The 18,177-nt window shown below is 41.4% G+C and carries 22 protein-coding genes; 12 read left to right on the forward strand and 10 right to left on the reverse strand.

Annotated features, from left to right (window positions below; translation table 11 throughout):
* Positions 1-37 precede the first annotated feature (37 nt).
* From yejK to AAC006_RS01265, 3 genes are all read left to right on the forward strand, one after another.
* Positions 38-1,102 carry a nucleoid-associated protein YejK gene (gene yejK / locus AAC006_RS01255; protein WP_339890540.1) on the forward strand — a complete coding sequence of 355 codons (1,065 nt, stop codon included), beginning with the start codon at positions 38-40 and terminating at the stop codon, positions 1,100-1,102.
* A gap of 65 nt (positions 1,103-1,167) precedes the next feature.
* Positions 1,168-2,043, forward strand: coding sequence for a 6-carboxytetrahydropterin synthase (locus tag AAC006_RS01260; protein WP_338454218.1), 876 nt, complete (start codon positions 1,168-1,170; stop codon positions 2,041-2,043).
* Between the two features lie 122 nt (positions 2,044-2,165).
* The gene (locus tag AAC006_RS01265; RefSeq protein ID WP_208805568.1) at positions 2,166-3,062 is read left to right on the forward strand and encodes a M23 family metallopeptidase; all 897 of its coding nucleotides are present in this window, start codon (positions 2,166-2,168) and stop codon (positions 3,060-3,062) included.
* A 206-nt stretch (positions 3,063-3,268) separates the two neighbouring features.
* Here AAC006_RS01265 and AAC006_RS01270 read toward each other — a convergent pair whose 3' ends face one another.
* Entirely contained in the window at positions 3,269-5,053 is a 1,785-nt protein-coding gene (locus tag AAC006_RS01270) for a PDZ domain-containing protein (protein WP_126872303.1), read from the reverse strand.
* 130 nt (positions 5,054-5,183) lie between these two features.
* On the opposite strand from AAC006_RS01270, the gene AAC006_RS01275 reads away from it, so the two are divergent.
* The 4 genes from AAC006_RS01275 to AAC006_RS01290 all read left to right on the forward strand — a co-directional run bounded on the left by AAC006_RS01275 (position 5,184) and on the right by AAC006_RS01290 (position 8,409).
* Positions 5,184-5,867, forward strand: coding sequence for a PilZ domain-containing protein (locus AAC006_RS01275; RefSeq protein ID WP_338454215.1), 684 nt, complete (start codon positions 5,184-5,186; stop codon positions 5,865-5,867).
* Positions 5,868-5,924: 57 nt separating this feature from the next.
* On the forward strand, positions 5,925-6,386 hold the full coding sequence (locus AAC006_RS01280; protein WP_013784028.1) for an Mpo1-like protein: 462 nt from the start codon (positions 5,925-5,927) through the stop codon (positions 6,384-6,386).
* A gap of 119 nt (positions 6,387-6,505) precedes the next feature.
* Positions 6,506-7,585, forward strand: a complete 1,080-nt coding sequence (locus tag AAC006_RS01285) for a histidine kinase (RefSeq protein WP_338454243.1) — start codon at positions 6,506-6,508, stop codon at positions 7,583-7,585.
* Entirely contained in the window at positions 7,582-8,409 is an 828-nt protein-coding gene (locus AAC006_RS01290; RefSeq protein ID WP_339890544.1) for a LytTR family DNA-binding domain-containing protein, read from the forward strand. The genes AAC006_RS01285 and AAC006_RS01290 overlap by 4 nt, the downstream gene beginning before the upstream one ends.
* A 182-nt stretch (positions 8,410-8,591) precedes the next feature.
* Here the strand turns inward: AAC006_RS01290 and AAC006_RS01295 are convergent, their stop codons facing one another.
* The 3 genes from AAC006_RS01295 to AAC006_RS01305 form a co-directional block, all read right to left on the reverse strand.
* Positions 8,592-9,587 carry an ATP-dependent 6-phosphofructokinase gene (locus AAC006_RS01295; RefSeq protein ID WP_208805565.1) on the reverse strand — a complete coding sequence of 332 codons (996 nt, stop codon included), beginning with the start codon at positions 9,585-9,587 and terminating at the stop codon, positions 8,592-8,594.
* A gap of 194 nt (positions 9,588-9,781) precedes the next feature.
* A complete protein-coding gene (locus AAC006_RS01300) occupies positions 9,782-10,111 on the reverse strand; it encodes a hypothetical protein (protein WP_208805564.1) in 330 nt (109 codons plus the stop codon).
* Complete coding sequence (locus AAC006_RS01305) at positions 10,111-11,754, reverse strand: tetratricopeptide repeat-containing response regulator (protein ID WP_288389422.1); 1,644 nt, start codon at positions 11,752-11,754, stop codon at positions 10,111-10,113. Before AAC006_RS01305 ends, AAC006_RS01300 begins: the two co-directional genes overlap by 1 nt.
* Before the next feature lie 192 nt (positions 11,755-11,946).
* Between AAC006_RS01305 and AAC006_RS01310 the strand changes: the two genes are divergently transcribed.
* The 4 genes from AAC006_RS01310 (at position 11,947) to rluF (ending at position 14,695) form a co-directional block, all read left to right on the forward strand.
* On the forward strand, positions 11,947-12,432 hold the full coding sequence (locus AAC006_RS01310; protein ID WP_288389423.1) for a VC2046/SO_2500 family protein: 486 nt from the start codon (positions 11,947-11,949) through the stop codon (positions 12,430-12,432).
* A gap of 86 nt (positions 12,433-12,518) precedes the next feature.
* Complete coding sequence (locus AAC006_RS01315; RefSeq protein ID WP_288389424.1) at positions 12,519-13,514, forward strand: rhodanese-related sulfurtransferase; 996 nt, start codon at positions 12,519-12,521, stop codon at positions 13,512-13,514.
* 62 nt (positions 13,515-13,576) lie between these two features.
* Entirely contained in the window at positions 13,577-13,819 is a 243-nt protein-coding gene (locus AAC006_RS01320) for an EF-hand domain-containing protein (RefSeq protein WP_013784036.1), read from the forward strand.
* Between the two features lie 135 nt (positions 13,820-13,954).
* A complete protein-coding gene (rluF, locus tag AAC006_RS01325; protein WP_126872298.1) occupies positions 13,955-14,695 on the forward strand; it encodes a 23S rRNA pseudouridine(2604) synthase RluF in 741 nt (246 codons plus the stop codon).
* A gap of 41 nt (positions 14,696-14,736) precedes the next feature.
* On the opposite strand, the gene AAC006_RS01330 is transcribed toward rluF, so the two are convergent.
* Entirely contained in the window at positions 14,737-15,264 is a 528-nt protein-coding gene (locus AAC006_RS01330) for an adenylate kinase (protein WP_339890545.1), read from the reverse strand.
* Positions 15,265-15,345: 81 nt separating this feature from the next.
* On the reverse strand, positions 15,346-15,702 hold the full coding sequence (locus AAC006_RS01335; protein WP_126872297.1) for a hypothetical protein: 357 nt from the start codon (positions 15,700-15,702) through the stop codon (positions 15,346-15,348).
* 236 nt (positions 15,703-15,938) lie between these two features.
* Between AAC006_RS01335 and AAC006_RS01340 the strand changes: the two genes are divergently transcribed.
* Entirely contained in the window at positions 15,939-16,130 is a 192-nt protein-coding gene (locus AAC006_RS01340; protein WP_339890547.1) for a hypothetical protein, read from the forward strand.
* Positions 16,131-16,250: 120 nt separating this feature from the next.
* On the opposite strand, the gene AAC006_RS01345 is transcribed toward AAC006_RS01340, so the two are convergent.
* The 4 genes from AAC006_RS01345 to AAC006_RS01360 form a co-directional block, all read right to left on the reverse strand.
* Complete coding sequence (locus AAC006_RS01345) at positions 16,251-16,766, reverse strand: hypothetical protein (protein ID WP_126872295.1); 516 nt, start codon at positions 16,764-16,766, stop codon at positions 16,251-16,253.
* Positions 16,767-16,853: 87 nt separating this feature from the next.
* On the reverse strand, positions 16,854-17,180 hold the full coding sequence (locus tag AAC006_RS01350) for an antibiotic biosynthesis monooxygenase (protein WP_256772372.1): 327 nt from the start codon (positions 17,178-17,180) through the stop codon (positions 16,854-16,856).
* 96 nt (positions 17,181-17,276) lie between these two features.
* Positions 17,277-17,657 (reverse strand): VOC family protein, encoded by a 381-nt coding sequence (locus AAC006_RS01355; protein WP_126872293.1) that lies wholly within the window; start codon positions 17,655-17,657, stop codon positions 17,277-17,279.
* A gap of 86 nt (positions 17,658-17,743) precedes the next feature.
* On the reverse strand, positions 17,744-18,163 hold the full coding sequence (locus tag AAC006_RS01360; protein WP_126872292.1) for a hypothetical protein: 420 nt from the start codon (positions 18,161-18,163) through the stop codon (positions 17,744-17,746).
* Positions 18,164-18,177 lie beyond the last annotated feature (14 nt).

An 18,177-nucleotide genomic window follows, 5' to 3' on the forward strand; every position in this document is an offset into this window, starting at 1 on the left:
TCTGACATTTTTTAAGCAACAGGACACCCTAATCGCTATGAGTGCACTGATTCATCACTTTGTTGTACACCGTTTAGTCGTTAATAACGAGGATAAAATAGAAGCTATCCCTCGTGACAATTGTTTGGCAGTAACGCCAGAAATTGAGCTTCTCGCACATCAGATTAACCACAGCTTTAATGCCAAGCCAGGCAAAGGGGTTGGTCACTTTGTTTCGCAAAGCAATGAAGAAAACACTGATGACGTAGCAGAATTTTCAGAAGGTCTAAAAAACTACCTAGCGCAGAAAAAAGCGGGCGGCGACAATTTAGAAGAAGAATTTCATAGCTTTTCGTTATCAGCCACTAAGCGATTAGTGAAAACGTTAATAGATACGGGCACAGTAGAAACAGGTTTTCTTATTTTTTGCCAATACGAGTTTTTGGCTACCCAATATTTAATGATTGCATTGCTAAATACACGTTCTCACGTTGAAGTAACCAATTCACTGGATTTGTCTGCACGAGAGCATCTAGATTTGGCACGTATGCAACTCGCGGTTCGCATCGACTTAACCCAATGGGATATACAACCAGAACAGCAACGTTACGTCAGCTTTATAAAAGGTCGTATGGGGCGTAAAGTTTCTGACTTCTTTATGCAATTTGTTGGCTGCGAAGAGCTGGTTGATGTAAAGCAGCAAAACAAGCAGCTGATTTCATCTGTAGATGCCTATTTGGCCAGTGAGTCGTTAGACCCGCAAGAGCAACACCAGCACCGTGAAGAAGTGAAAACGTATTTCAAAGAAAAAATAGACGCAGGCGAAAGCTTGTCGGTAGATGAGTTGGCGAATAGGCTGCCTTCAAACGAAGAAACTAGCAGCAACTTTTCTTCATTTACTCAGTCTATGGAAGTACCGCTTGAAAAAGAAATTCAGCCAGATCCCGCTGCGCTAAAACAACTCGCGAAATTTACGGGGCAGGGCGGCGGCGTATCGGTAAGCTTTGAGCGCAAATTGATGGGCGATCGGGTATTTTACGACCCTGCCACCGATACCTTAACGATTCGTGGTATACCCCCTAATTTAAAAGATCAGCTTAATCGCCAATCTTCTATGGACTAATCACTGCGTTTAACACGTAAAAAACGTATACTAACAACAGAAAACGAACACGATACAAGGGTGTCATGCAACTATTTGTAAACGATTTGACAGTAATGGACTTTTCTTACCTTTGCCCTAAGCGCGGTATGGTAGGTGAAAGCTGGATTGTCGATGTAATCCTAACCGGTGAACTTAACGAAGAAAGTATGGTTCAGGATTTTGGTATTGTTAAAAAAGATCTTAAACGACTGATTGATGAATATGTCGATCATAAATTGCTTGTGCCAGCAGAATATGCGGGCGCAACAGTTATTCACGATGACGTGAATGAACAGGTTGAAGTGCGCTTTACTTGTGAAGACAGCCGAGAAATCATGCTTCGCTGTCCAGCAGAAGCCTATGCCTTTTTGTATTCAGATGTGGTTACCATGGAATCGGTGAGCGTTTACTTAAAAGAGGTGCTTGCCACCCACTTGCCAGAAAACGTTGATAACATAACTTTAAAGCTGCGTACCGAAGTTATAGAGTCGCCGTTTTATCATTATACCCATGGGTTAAAAAAGCACGACGGAAACTGTCAGCGTATAGCCCACGGCCATCGTTCACGCATCGATATTTACCTTGATGGTAAAATTAGCGAACAAGAACAAGCTTACTGGGCAAATCGCTGGGACAATATCTACATTGCTACCACGGAAGACGAAATAGCCTACGAAGATCGCAAAATAACCGGTTCAGTCGCTACCCCTAGCGATTACTTTTCGTTTGCTTACGAATCATCACAAGGCTATTTTGAGTTACTTATCCCAAAAGCCGATTGTGAAGTGATCACCACAGATTCAACGGTGGAATGTTTAGCTCAATATCTGTTAGTTGAACAAAAGAAACGCACGCCCAACAATCATTGCCAAGTAGTGGCTTATGAAGGTGTGGGTAAAGGCGCCATGGTGTCTGACTAGTTACGGCGTTTTTTTTGTTTGAAGGTGTTAGGCAAAACCGGATAACGGCTATTGGCTAACACACTATACTAGTGCGGTATTAGTGCGAATTAAGTGTGATGAAGCTGCGTAAAGGAGTAGTAATGAGTTCTAGGGTTAAGGGTGTTAAGGGTGCTAAGTCTATCCAATCTATTGTGATTAACTCACTTAAAGTCGCAGCACGTTCTGCTGGCTTTTCAGCCTTACTATTGATTAGTGGTAGTTTGACTGCTGTTCACGCGCAGCAAGATGGGATAACGCTAAATGGTACCCTAACACAAGGGAGTTTGATAAGAGGGCAAGTTGCCCCTGATGCAATTGTTACCCTTGATGGAGAAACATTAGCGCTTAATAGCGAAGGCAAATTCGTGTTTGGTTTTCCTCGTGATGCAAGCCTTTCTCACACGCTTAATGTTGAACTTCCCGATGGCACCACATTAGTACGGGATATTACCCTCACTAAACGTGAATACAACATTCAACGTATAGATGGGCTTGATTCTAAGATGGTGACACCGCCAAAAGCCGTGCTTGAAAGAATTAGGCAAGACAACGTTAATGTGTCGATTGCACGAAGTAAAGTAACCGATGCCGACGCATTGTTTACCCGATTTGAGTGGCCAGCAAAAGGGCCGATAACCGGCGTATACGGAAGCCAGCGTGTATTGAATGGTGTGCCAAAATGGCCACACTTTGGCGTTGATGTAGGTGGGCCAACAGGCGCGCCAGTTACCGCGCCCGTTGAAGGCACAGTAACCTTGGCAGAAGATTTATATTATTCAGGTAATACGTTAATTCTTGACCATGGAATGGGCGTCTTTTCTACTTTCCTTCACTTAGACTCTATCACTGTGAAAGTTGGCGATACGGTAGCGCAAGGCGAGCAGATTGGCACCATTGGCGCTACGGGTAGAGCAACGGGCCCACACCTAGATTGGCGAATTAACTTAGGCAAGATGCGTCTCGACCCACAGACGGTAGTGTCGGGAACGCCAGAATAGAGCGGGAACCCCTGAATAAAGTGGGAACCCCAGAATAGAGCGGGAACGCCTAAAAAGGCTAACGGCTCCGGCCATCGCCTTAAAATTAAAAGGGCTACCCAACACGGTAGCCCATTTTTGTATCTACTAGTATCCAAACGTATTTGCGATTCTTCAACAGCGCTAATCTACATAAGCAAAGATTAATAAAGATTAATTAAGAATCGCTAGTTAAGCCCCAACCATGCCGAAAATTTGCGCTCATCCGCTATTGAAAAGTTGCACACATCTTCTCGTGCATTTCTAATATCAAGATCGCCTGTTAACAATCGGCCATCTCGAATAAGTGAAAGGCTAACTTGCCCGGTATTTGTTGCATCTAATATACGTTGTAATTTCGCTTGGTTCACCACAAAACCATTTACGGCAATAATGATATCGTTAACCATAATACCCGCGTCGGCAGCTGCTAGACCTTCGAAGACTTGAGTAACCGTTAACCCTAACGGGGCAGGTTTGCAGTTAGCACCCAATTGTCTTTTCATACCCTCGGCGCTTGTTTTGCCACCTTTATCGTCAGCTGATACTTTAGTACGGGTGAGTAATTCAACGCCAATGTTCGACAACCAATTCTCTAACGGCACATCTTTTGTACCGTAAACCACATCAGCAAGATAGTCAGAAATATCAATATCAAAATCTTGCTTACATAAAGTGGCAATGACATCGTCGGGCGTGCCTTTTTCGTCTCGGCCGTACTGATCCCATAAATGACGCATTAGCAAATCTAAGTTGATTTCATTATTTGATTTTTCACGTAGTAACAAATCTAGTCCGAACGCAATAATGCCGCCCTTGGTGTAGTAACTAACAATCGCGTTAGTAGCACTGGCATCTTGCTTATAAAATTTTGTCCATGCATCAAAGCTGCTTTCTGCTACCGATTGTTTGAACCTGCCCGCATTTTGCAGCAGGCGCGTTATATTTTGCGACACAATGTCTAAGTATTTTTGTGGGCTGATAGCGCCTACACGCGCTAAGGTAACGTCATCATAAAAGCTGGTAAAGCCTTCATAAATCCACAGTTGGTTGGTATACGTTTCTTTTTGCAAATCAGGCTTAACCATTACCTCTGGTTTAATTCGCTTAACATGCCATGTATGGAAAAGTTCGTGGCTGCACAAACTTAAAAACGTAATGTAACCATCGGTTTTGGTATCGCTTTCGCCCACCATGGGAAGGTCGAAGCGGGGAAAGAGTAGAGCGGTGGAATCACGGTGTTCTAAACCACCAAAGCCAGTATCTGCCAACAAGGTCATAAACAAATAACGTTTAATAGGCTGCGGATCGCCAAACAACTGCATGTGATGCTTACAAATTGGGGTTAAGTCATTGGCAATGCGCTCTATGTCGAGGTTATTTCTGCCAGAGAATAACAACTCGAAGGTAACGCCTTCCACTTCAAAGTTGTGAAAGTTACATACCCCAATATAAAGAGGGTGATCGATAAACTCAGCAAAGTCTGCCACTTCATATTCCCAGCTATCTGGCATATCGTCAGTCATTGGCATACTGGTATAGGCACGCCAATTCGCCACCGCGGGTTTAATGATTTGTAATTTACATGGTTGTTGTTCAAAGCCTTCAACGCTAAGAAATGCACTGGTGCCGTTTATAAAGGCATATTCGTCGTTAATAAACGCAGAACGCACTGATAAGTCGTTGGCATGCACCCGATAGGTAATAGTGACTGCCTCACCCTGAGTGTCGACTCGCCAGGTTTGCTTATCTAACTTAGCGCATGCAATCGGTTCGTTAGATTCAGTATTCTTAGCTGCTAACGACACTATATTTTTGGCAAAGTCTCTTACCATGTAGCTGCCCGGGATCCAAGACGGTAACGTGAGCGATAAGCTTTGTGATTCGTGAGATGGCACAGTTAACGTTACATCAAATAAATGTTGTTGCCACGAGTAAATCGACAATTGGTAGTGAAGTGAAGCGTTATTCATGGTGACCTTTATAAAAAATTATTCGTATCATAAAAAATATGGCGACATCATGCCTGATAGAGAAGGTTTTGTCAGCCGACACAAAATTGGTTACATTTAGCGTAAGTATAATAAGAATGTTCTTAAATACATGTCAGAAAATGCAGTAAGTAGTCAACTTAACCGAGAAGACGTCGATAATTTGTGTGCCTTACCACCTGGTGCAGTGGTAGATTTACAAATTACAACACCAACGGCACCTAAGCGGGTGAAAACTGCTTATGTAGGTATGGAAATGGCCACCTGCATGATATTCCAGATCCCCACTTCTGCAAAATGGATAGTGGTAAGAGACTTATTGACGGTGGGCAACGACGTTGTAGTGCGCTTTGTACTGGAAGGCGATGCCGGGCAGGTCATAGCGTTTAGGGTAAAGGTACTCAAATTATTGGCTAAACCCTCAGGGTTGTTGATTACCAGCTTTCCTCGTCGAATCGAATCGATAGGCCTTCGTGCCAATAAGCGGGCGCAGCCTGGTATTGCGGTTAAAGTCTCCTGTGAAGCTTTTCCTGAGTCTGAACATGTGACCGGTATTATAGTGGATATTTCTAACGATGGCTGCCGCATAGCCTTACCTCTTAAGCCTGAATGGCCAGTCATCATTGATGAAACTAAAATTGCATTAGTTTATTCAACTGATGGTAAAGAGGCCACGTTGAATGCCACTGTTAAAAATAACCAGCTAGAATCAGACTTTGTTTATTATGGCTTGAAATTCGATAGCGACGACGATGCCGTCAATGCGCTGTTAGCAGGCCATACGCTAATTAGTTAATACGATGTTCACAACAAAAAAATAAAACAATTATTATAACAATAAGTGGAATTTGCTATGAGAACGATTGAAAAGCTATTACTGCAATATAACGAAAGCCATCAAAATAAAACCAATGTGCTTATTCATGCCATTGCGGTGCCCAGCATCTATTTTGTCACTTTAGGACTTATTTGGGCCGTACCGGTGCCCGATTTCATTGCCGATTTCAATGTGACGTGGGCGCATATTATCGCCATTCCAATCCTATTTTATTATTTCAAATTGTCTGGGCCAATTGGCGCGGCCATGACACTGCTTACCATAGCTTGTTTCGGTGGTATTAATTTGATTGCCTACTATGGCGTAAGTGTTTGGCTGTTCTGTCTATCACTGTTTATTGTAATGTGGATACTGCAATTTATAGGTCATAAAATTGAAGGTAAAAAGCCCTCATTTTTAGAAGATCTTCAATTTTTACTTGTGGGTCCTGCATGGTGGTGGATGCATTGGCTTAAGAGATTGAATATTAGTTATTAGTTGCAGTCACTAATCTTAGCAAAGCGTGCGACAAGTCGCATATGAAGTACGACCAAGATGCTCCGCAAGGGGCTTACCTTGCGTATAATCTATCAATCAATTCAACCATTGGTAAACATGTGAGCCGCTTTCAGCGCGTTATTGAAAGTAACGAAAGGTTATTTTGGACTTTGCACAGCGCAGGCTGGGCAGGTTTTGCCATCATTTATTATATTGGCTCGTTTCTTCACGATGTACGACCAATTTGGGTATTTATAATATTACTCAATGCGTACGCTGGCTGGTTGCTAACTATTCCATTGCGATACGTTTATCGCTGGGCAAGAAAACAGTCGCCGTTAAACATGCTGTTGACAGTGATAGCGTCCTGTTACTTGATAGCGTTATTGTGGGCTGTGGTTAAAAACATAAACTATTGGGAAATTTACAAGCACGGATATCGGCCCGATGCGTGGTATATGTATTTTACCAATACGATTAATTCACTCATCATGGTGGGCTGTTGGAGTGGCGTTTACTTCGGCATTAAAAACTTCCAGATGTTACAAAAAGAAAAGCAAAATGCCCTTAAAGCCAGCACCATGGCTCATCAAGCGCATATTAAGATGCTGCGTTATCAGCTTAATCCTCACTTTTTGTTCAACACGTTAAATGCAATTTCTACCTTAGTGTTATTAAAAGAAAACGATACTGCAGAGGCCATGGTCTCTCGCTTGAGCGACTTTTTACGCTATTCTTTAGATAATGACCCTATTAAACGAGTACCTTTAGGCCAGGAAATAAAGGCCTTGCGGTTATATCTTGAGATTGAAAAAGTACGATTTGATGACAGATTAGAAGTAGTTTGGAATATCGATGAAGAGTGTGAGAATGCACTTGTTCCTAGCATGATATTGCAGCCTATTATTGAAAATGCTGTTAAGCACGCCATCTCTAAAATGGAGAACGGCGGTCAAATTGCTATAACAGCCCGCGCGTTTGGAAACGATTTACTAATGGATGTGGCTGATAATGGGCCCGGTGCCGACATTATAGATGGTCAGTTAAGCCGTGAAAATGGTGTTGGACTGGCAAATATTAAAGAGAGATTGCATTCATTGTATCAACGCAATTTCGCATTTTCTATTGAAGATAATCAGCCGTCGGGCGTACGGGTTCGAATTCGTATTCCCTATGAAGTAAAGGATGTATGCGCATGACAAAGCAAGTAATTAAAACCTTAGTGGTAGACGATGAACCACTCGCCCGCCGTGGACTTCGCGCTAGGTTAGAACGTCATGACGACATTCAGGTACTTGCTGAGTGTCAAAATGGGCTAGAAGCGGTAAGTAGCATTTCACAACTTCGCCCTGACTTAGTCTTTCTTGATATTCAAATGCCTGGGCTAAATGGTTTTCAGGTAATTCATAAGCTACGAGAGCTTAATCAACCTATCCCTATGGTCGTGTTTGTTACTGCGTATGACAGTTATGCGATTAAAGCATTCGATGTGCATGCTCTAGACTACTTATTAAAGCCTGCTGACGACGAGCGTCTTAAAGATGCCCTAGTGAAAGTGCGAGAATACTTCGCTACACAGCATCAAGATGAACAGTCTAAACGTTTAGTGAATTTGGTTGCCGAACTTACTGGCGACGATTGCGAAGAAATCTTGCGTAAGCTTGCCAATGGCGAGCCGGTAGAAACTAACCCTTATCCAGATGTTTTAGCCATTAAAGATGGTTATGAAGTCACTAGGGTGAACGTACAAGACATACAGTGGATAGATGCCGCGGGTGATTATATGTGTGTTCACGCATTAGATGGCATGCACATTATGCGTAAAACTATGAAAGAGCTTGAGCAAGAGCTTAACCCTCAATGGTTTGTTAGAGTGCATCGTTCCGCCATTGCCAATATTCGTTTCGTGAAAAAATTGGTAAGCCATATTAGCGGTGAATATCACCTTATTTTGCAAAATGACACCGAACTAAAAGTGAGTCGTAGTCATAGAGACAAAGTAAAAGCCGCTATGAAAATGTAAGGCTAAAAGCTTTAGTACGTTAGCTACAAACTGGCTGTGCGAACAGTAAGATTACCTAAAAATGCCCGAGAAATCGGGCATTTTTGTGTTAACCAATAAGTTAAGGTAACTTGTTGATATATCTAGATAAGGCTTGGTTATGCGTAACCATTTTGGTGTTGTATTACTCAATTAGCTTTATTTTAATATCGCTCATTCATGATGGTGAGCATGGTTTCCATACTGGAAGGGTTTAGGGGTTTATCCTTCTCCCATGTTTCCGCTAAGGCAATCTCACTCGGCGTACCATTGAGTTCACCTACCATAATACCGTTGGTGTCACTACCCACTAAACTCACTGCATAGGTGCCTAACTTAGTGGCAAGTAACCGGTCTTGACTTACCGGAGATCCCCCTCGCTGAACATGGCCTAGCGTAACCGGGCGAACTTCAGACTGGGTTTTGGATACCAGTTTGTCAGCCAAATCGTTAAGTCCACCAGGCCATACATTTTCCGCCACCACTATAATAAAACTAACCGCGCCTTTAAGCTGTCTTCTTTTCTCAATTTGCTCCGTAATTTTATCCAATTCTGCGTCACAATGTTGAAAGGTTTCTGGCAAAATAACGTAATCGGCCGCCGAGGCGAGGGCGGAATTTAGCGCAAGAAAACCGGCATGTCTGCCCATCACTTCTACAATGAAAATACGTTCAAAAGCGTCAGCTGTGTCTCTCACTTTATCGATTGATGAAACAACGGTATCGATAGCGGTGTAATAACCTATGGTAGCATCGGTGCCAGCCACATCATTATCTATTGTGCCGGGAATACCAATAATTTGACCGTGCCAGAAATCTGCTAAATGATCAGCGCCTTTAAAGGACCCATCACCGCCAATCACAATTAAGGTATCAATCTCTAGCTTAGTGAGGTTAGTAGCAGCAGTTTTCGCACCTTCGTCGGTTTTGAAAGGTTCACAACGGGCGCTGTGCAGCACGGTGCCCCCTTGCTGAATGAGGTTGTGCGTTGCTTGAAGCGCAAGTATTTCGTACTCTTGCTCAAGTAAGCCATTATACCCATGTTGATAACCAAATAGCGTAAATCCGAGCCTTTCACAGGCTATAACAATAGCTCGAATACAAGCATTCATTCCAGGTGCATCACCACCTGATGTTAGCACTGCAACGCGTTTAGACATATTCGTATCCTTTTCTCGCCTACTTATTCTCGCGTACTTATACGCCCCATTGAAAAGATGTTACTACTCACATGGCGCTACACCGTACCGTAACATGGTTAAATCAAAACCACACCGCCAATCAAAACTAGTTGTTCATGTAAGTTTTATGTACGACATTCCCTAATAAAGCTAGGTAAAAAGGAATCTTCTACTTAGTAGTCTTTGGCGGGTAAACTTTCCTTTTTAACCTGCGTTTGGGCCTTTTTACCTATGGCTTGCTGCTCTCCTTTACAAATAGTGTCGTAATCATCTCGATAGTATCTGAAGTTTTCACATTCACTTTCATAACGTTTTTTCGCTGACATAGCTTGCTGCGGATAGCGGTTGTCATTCATCACTTTCGATAAACTTTTGCACACATGTAATTGGCGATTTACTTCTACAATGTCTTCACAAGGTGGTGTTTGGCTGCACCCATTAAGTGCTACAGCAGTAAGTAGGCTAGCAAGTGCACATATCTTTTTTGTTTGGGTTATTGTCATTATGTTGTTCCCATAAAAGTGTCTAAGTCGTTGCGAAGCGTGGAGTATTTTTCTTCGTGTTGGGCCTTTAGTGGCATGTCGTCGATAAGTTTATAAAGTCGACGGCATTGTTTAAATAAATCAGGATCTGGCTTTTGGTTCTTGCTTAATATTTGTAATAAGCACTGCAGTAAGTTGAGCGCTACACCTGTATTTACCGGCGAAAAACCTTGCGCGAGAGCAAAAGAGTCTTTTGCTTTTTCATACTGTCCTTGTTGATAAAGCTGAATGCCTTCACGGTTAAACTGCTGATAATTTTTAAGATTTTGTTGGGCTTTGGTCGCCTCAGAATGCAATAAAAAGTTACTGTTGGAATCGAATTCTAAATTCTGCTGCTTAATAATATCTTGAAGTTGCAGTGCATCTTCATATTCACCAAGGTCGTACATGACTTTAAGGCTATCTGGAATAAATGCGATTGGCGGCGTGGTGTACTTTTCGTCTATAGCAGCCTGTGATTGCGCCAAGTTCTTTTTTGCATCCAGCATTTTTCCATCAATAGCATTAACTCTGGCGTTAATGATGCTGCCAAAAATACTGACGTCAAAGTCTTCGTCGATACGTAGTATGTTTTCATCAAATTTACCTCGTTGCAGGGCAAGTAAAGCCTCTTGTTGATAGCGGTTTCGTGTACGTTTGTCATCTGTATATTCGGCGACATCAAGCAAGCTTCGAATAAACCCACACCAATGCAGGCTGTTTTGATGCACGGTTCTTTTCGATAAGTCCCAAATGGCCAAACTAGAGGTAGAGGCTAAAATGTAATCGTTATGGTTTCGTGCGATAGAACATGCACTGAAATGCCTAGGCAACGAAAAGGGCGAAAGTTTTATAGCCTGCTTAATCGCAGTAATTGCATTTTCACCTTGGTTCTTTGCATCATTGGCTTTCGCCAATACATCATGCGCCTCGGCATTAAACCGGTTGCGTTTAATAATATCCTCGGCAATACCAATGGCTTTATCGTATTTTTCTGAGGCGAGATAGGTTTTTGCCAATGCAACTTTGGCCCAAATTATTGGTTTTCCTTCGGAATAGGGCGAAAGTACGTCCAGTGCTTTGTCGTATTGATCTAGGCGCAAATACAGTTCAACTAACAACTGCTCACAGGTACCTTTGTAGGGCGATGGGGTACCAATAAGATCTTCACACAAATCGATAGCATTGTTGATATTTTCATTGGCCACTTCTTGTAATACTGCCCCTAAAAACTGCCGTTTCTGCCAGGCACGGGTAATTCGTGTTTTAAGTTGTACCTGCGAAAAAGGCTTAATAAGATAATCATCAGGGCGTCGTTCAATAGAGCCAAGTACCACAGGGCGCGCACTATCAGCGCTAATTAATATAAACACGGTGGTGGGTTTAATTAAGCGTTTTATTCTAAGCTCTTCAATAAGCTCGAAACCGTTTTTCTTGTCTACCCCTAAATGAAGATCGCAAACAACAATATCAAATTTTTGCTTTTTACAAAGAGACAGAGCCTTTTCCGCAGAAGATTTGGTGACAACCTCACTTGCACCCATGGAGTGTAATAATCCACGAAGCAGTAAGAGAAAAGGGCGTTGATCTTCAACAATAAGCACCTGCTTATCCGAAAAGTTCATTTTTCATCCAATGATAACCATGACACTTCAACTACTTGAGAGGTTCTATATATGATTGTTTAAAATAACGATAAGGGCAAGAATAAGCTTAAGAAAAACATTATCTTGCCGACACCATAGGTATGAATTTTAAATCTTACTATTTTTGTGTCTGATAACGATATAAATGTACATAAATCCATAGACCCCAGCATGGCTTGGGAATGGAACGGTACGCTGTCAAAAGCAGCGGGTAATGCCACGCTTTTTGCTTTGTATTTGGCAATGCAACAAAGTGCACTTGCCGACACTATATCGATAGAAAGCCCAAACGAAGACGAAGCCACTAGTGGTATTACACAGCGGCTAGAAGCACTTAATTTCTACCGTAGAGCACCACTATGTGCGAGTGAGTCAGATTGGTTGCACATGAATCGATTGTCTCTAACAATAGCGCATCAAGTAGCACTACAAGAGTCCACATCACTGCAGTTTGACGAAGTACGCCTTCACAATGAAATGCACCCAGTACCTCTTGCACAAACGAATGACGCAAAGAAAATTTGCCAAGATATTATTACGAACTGTTCGTTAGCCACTCAAAAGCGCATTGCCGCTACTTATTCCACCTCTATTGATGAAGACAACACAATGCTTAGTGACATTATTGAGCAGTCTGAATCCTTTCTTGCTGCCTAACTGGAAATTTTAAAACTGGTTTGATATAGTGCGCGCCGCATTTTTGCACTGGTTTTACGTTCCAACTAGCAAAGGTAAACACTACTATGTCTAAATATATCGTTTGCGCGATGTACAAGTTCGTTGCGCTTGAAAACTTCGAGGCCATGCGCCAACCACTATTATCTGCCATGGAATCTAATGGCATTAAAGGTACGCTTTTACTTGCCAGCGAAGGCATTAATGGCACCGTTTCAGGCACGCGAGAAGGTATTGATGGGTTACTCCAATATCTTAACGCCGACGAGCGAATTAATCCTATCTCTTGTAAAGAGTCACTTCACGAAGAACAGCCTTTTTATCGCACCAAGGTCAAGCTTAAAAAAGAAATCGTCACCATGGGTGTTGAAGGTATCGACCCGCGTAAAACCGTAGGTACGTACGTGAAACCTAGTGACTGGAACGCGTTAATTAGCGATCCCGACGTCACCGTGATAGACACCCGTAACGGCTATGAAATCGAAATCGGCACCTTCAAGCACGCTATCGATCCAAAAACGGAGACTTTTCGCGAGTTTCCAGAATATGTCGCTAAAACATTAAGCCCAGAGAAAAACAAAAAAGTAGCCATGTTTTGCACCGGCGGTATTCGCTGTGAAAAATCTACGGCCTATTTAAAAGAGCAGGGGTTTGACGAGGTATACCATCTGGAAGGCGGTATTCTTCAATATTTAGAAGATGTACCAAAAGAAGAATCATTGTGGGAAGGCGATTGTTTTGTATTTGATAATCGTGTGGCTGTGAATCACGACCTTGAAAAAAGTGACTATCATCAATGTTATGCCTGTCGCTTACCGATTACAGATGAAGACATGCAAAGTGAGAAATATGAGTCTGGCGTAAGCTGCCCGCATTGTTTTGGTACCCATACAGAAGATCAACTTTCTCGTTTTCGTGAACGTGAAAAACAAGTTAACCTTGCCAAGATGAGACAGCAAGAACACGTGGGTACAGAGGCGCGGATCACCATGGAACAAAAGCGTGAAGAAAAAGCCCGTTTGCAACGTGAACGCGCGTTAAAAGCAAGAGAAAATCAGGCATAGACACTACTCAATAAGGGCGTTACACTCACCCTCTATGTAGTTGCTAAAAAAAGGGAAAGCGCGTGACCGCTCAACTTTCAGACGAAAAAATTGAAGAAATAAAGAAAGATTTTACCTTCTTCGACCAAGATGGTAATGGTCAGATTGATTTAACGGAGTTTATCGAGTTATTAACCGTTATTTCGCCAAAAACAAAAGCCAGCCATGTACAGGAAGGTTTTAAATTAATAGACAGCAATAACGACGGCTATATCGACTTTGAGGAATTCCTTGAGTGGTGGCAAGAGTGTTGGTGGGAATATTAATACTAACTGAATGTTAAAAAAGCGAGCTTTTAGCTCGCTTTTTTTATAGTAAATGTTAACGGTAATAAAGTTGAGAATACAACCGGCACGGTTTACTCACGTTGTCGTTTAGAAAAAAGGGTAAGGACTTTTAGCATGAGCTCTGAGGTAACAAAACGTCTTAATAAATATATCAGTGATACAGGACTGTGCTCACGACGTGAAGCTGATAAATTAATTGAGCAAAATCGAGTTACCATTAACGATAAGCTGCCTGAGCTAGGCACCAAAGTCGCGCAAGGCGATAAAGTGAAGGTTGATGGAAAGCTTGTTAAAGCGGTAGCCGAAGATAAATCGGACCGCATTTACTTGGTATACAACAAGCCCATTGGCATTACCTGCACTACCGAGCGTCATGTGAAAGGCAATATCATTGATGCAATCAAGCACAAACAGAGAATCTTTCCAGTAGGCAGACTCGATAAGCCATCAGAAGGATTGATTATTCTGACCAGTGACGGCGACATTGTGAATAAAATTCTGCGCGCTGAAAATGCCCATGATAAAGAATACGAAGTGACGGTTAACCAACCTATCAGTGAGCGTTTTGTACAAAAAATGGCAAGAGGCGTTCCCATTTTAGGCACGGTAACTAAACCGTGTAAGGTAAAAGCTCGTGGTAAGTTTCAGTTTTCAATTATTCTAACCCAAGGCTTAAACCGACAAATCCGTCGCATGTGTGAGTTCCTCGGTTATGAAGTTACCAAGTTGAAACGCACGCGCATTATGCATCTAGAGCTAGGTAACTTAAAGCCAGGCCAATGGCGAAACCTTACTGAAAAAGAGCTTAATCAGCTAAATAACGCCGTACAACAATCGTCTAAAACAGCAGGGTAGGCGATGCTAACAGAGGGACAGTTAATTTGTGGCTAGATGACTCACACATTAGCTAAAAATTGTTCCGCTTGTTGGGGGGACGTTAAACGAACTAAGCGAACATCTTTTAATGTTTGACTGGCAAAAAGCGTTGCGTATTTACGTTTGGTTTTCCAGTAGTTTTGTAACATCCAGAGAATAACTGAATCGGAAGAGAAAAAGTTACGTCTAAATGATTCTGTATTTCCTGTACCTGCCCACAACTCTTTTTGTGAAAATGAACGTTTAATTGAGCGAACCACAATTTGTTTAAACGTATGATAGAAACTGTAATCTAACCAAATTATTGTATCTACGTACTGCCATTTTAGGTGGTTTGTCTTAGATTGATTACCATCTAGTACCCAAGACGCTTTCTCTAAATGAGCTTCAAGCAAGGAAAGAAACTCGTCGTTTTCTAAATGTTCCCAATTTGGCAGCCAAAATAGTGCATCCATTTCGATGCAAGGAATACTTAAATGCTTAGCGAGGCGATAGCTAAAATGGGATTTCCCGCTGCCACTTGTACCAATTACATTTATTCTCTTCATTATATTTTCTAAATTTTTACAGGCGATTCAGTTTATCTTTAAAACAGTGACTAAGTGGGGAGAGAACATATTTAACGAGTGTTAGGTGTTCCCTTTAATCAAATGCAAAACGTCACTAATTGCTGACTTTAACAGTAGACCTACACAAGACAATAAGCTCTTGAATGCCATGATAACCAAGGCCACCCCGACCAGTGAATCTACTGGCATAAAAATAAACATATAAATAGCTTGTCCAAGCATAATGCCTATAAAAATGCTTTCATAAGAAACGTGCCGATCTAATAGCACTAAAAACCCTGCCAATAGTAGTGCGCCAGTGTAATAAAAAGTCTCTGCGTCCCAAGGCTCAACTTCACCGGTAATATAGGGTGAAAAAAACAAAATAGCAGCACCTAACAAGGTTGATACAGACAAACTGAAAAGAAACTGTCTCATTGGCTTTTTCCCTATTAGCCATTATTTGAGTAGATGGCTATTAAAATTTTGAATCGTGAGATTAATTTCTATAACCAACAGTAAGATAAAGGAAAGAAAAGTATAATCCTAAGGTTAAATAGGCCAATGAAAAAAAGCTATTAATACCCCATAAACAGTACCAAAACTTACCGAAGAAGAAGGTTGCTCTTCTAAACTTAGCGTTTACTAAAGCTAAGGACGATGGGATTAATAGGGTGGCAGAAAACCCAAATAAAGGAACAATAACAAACATTAATACTAAGCCTACCGAACTTGCGGCAGATTCAGTTGATGCGGGGGTTATGATAAACATTGCCCAATATGTAATAGCTAAAGCAAACAGTGTGCAAATCAAGCCTAAAATTTGGATGCTACGCATATCTTCCTTGAAAATAACAACCCAATGAGGGCGGTAATATGTAAGCTAAATAAAGTATCAATGCAACTTTGGATAACTCTAAATCTGATTTGGCTACATCAGGTACCACAACAATAGAACTGACTAAGCGCGATTCTAACGAATTACTTCATTGCCAGAATGCGTGTTCAGTGCGGACTGAACATGAATTGACTGGTTGGGTTATATTTGTGCGATCAACTACCCAACAATCCTCATAAATTGAGCAATAACAAAGCTCTATTTCAATATTATTATCTATAGCCAATATATCCGAAACCGATTCACCTTTGTATTTTAGAGGTGTTATAGAGTGACCCGACGGCAAAGTAGTATTGTTTAAATGGGATTGAGATATATTTTTGAATTCTGGAAGTTCTGACCACTTTTTTAGAAATTTCGTACCCGAATAAACTTTTGCGTACTTGATGAGCGCTGGGCCCGTTCCCTTATTAGCAACCCCATAACTAAAAGAATCAACATTATGGCTTCTAAAAATTTCAATTTTGGGCCATACCGAAGCTTTAGCATAAGCGCGGTCAGTGTAAGCAGAGTAAATTGAAATGAAAGCGGTAAGCAGCCCAATAAACAGCGCTGTGAGTGCAATTATCATCTCGGGGTTTTTATACCATTTTTCTTTCACCATAAATTTAGCCCTTAAAACACCTTATACGAAGTCAGTTGGCAACAATATTTACGACTTCGGCCGTGTCAGTCGTTGCTTAATTTATTGTTATACATCAAAGACTCTACGATGTAAGTAATCAATTTCAACTTCCATTTCATACAAGGTTTTTGTTGATTCTAAATTAAGGCTTTCTCGCATTAATTGACGTTGCTGTTCATAGGCAGCGCTCATCTCGATTTTAGCGGCTTGGCGATAGGTTTCTTCATCTGGCCATTGAGCGTAAGCGATAAAAGTATCGTTCTTATGCCTATGTAAACGAGAACCTAGACTTCCTTTGAATAGGAAAATACCTTGCGTGGTTTTGGGCCATGCGGAAAGAAATTGCTCTTCATACCCAGTCTTTACTACGAACTCAAACATTACGGCGAACATTACAATTCTTCCTTGATGTAAACGCCGTAATAGACGGCGAGAAATAATTTACAGATATTTAAAGTAAGCAATCTAACGAGTACTTTCAAGCGCGTGTCACTCTCGTATTTCTACTTTCCACGGCGGATTTAAGCGGTTTTCTCCCGCCCAGTAGAGTTTGATCTTATTGCCAGAAGGGTCTTTTAGAATAGCCTCTTTCCAAAGGTAAATTTGCTCAATAGGGGGTTGTAAAAACTGAATACCTTTTTGAGATAAATTTTTGTGAAGCTCATCAAGGTGTTCGTGCTCAAAATAAATCACCGACTTATTTTCAAACACTTCATTTTCATGAGATAAAGAAAATGTAGCGTTTCCATCTGGGCAAGAAAATCTAGCATAGTGAGGTGTGTCTACAATTTGTGTGAAGCCAAGCTTTAAGTAAAAACAAACAGCATCATCCATATTGCTTACTGGTAAAGTAACCTGATTGAGTTCCATTTATTTACCTATTTTGAAAACTAATTATGTAGCAAGTTAGCGGCTAGAAAGCGTAAACCCCCGCTTATTTTTAGTTGATTTATTTGTTATACACTTTTTAGCCAACCATTCTGAGATGCTATTAAAACGACGGCATCACTAATTAATTGGTCTTTATATTTGTTTTTGTTATCAACAGCCGGACCAATAATTTCAAATTGCTTGTTTAATTTGCGGGTAAGTTCTTCGCTATGTATTTTTAAACTTTGATTATCAGAAATGTTAACTACCAGTCGCCCTTGTTCGTCGAGTGCTAATAAAAAATCTGAAGAAGTCGCCCGTTTGTTTTGAAAAGAAGCTTTTTGCCATTCTAATGCGGTGGAAAAATGGAGTTCACCGTCATGTAGCCAGGTCTCTTCTGTTTCGCCACTTTCCCTGAACTGCTGACTTGCTATATTCGCTAAATCTTCAGGGGAAGGAGAACATGCATACAGACCTAATAACAATATTAAAAGTACTGGTTTCATAAATCATCCTTGTA

Origin of the sequence: uncultured Alteromonas sp., assembly GCF_963976965.1 — a bacterium.
Lineage (GTDB): Bacteria > Pseudomonadota > Gammaproteobacteria > Enterobacterales > Alteromonadaceae > Alteromonas > Alteromonas naphthalenivorans.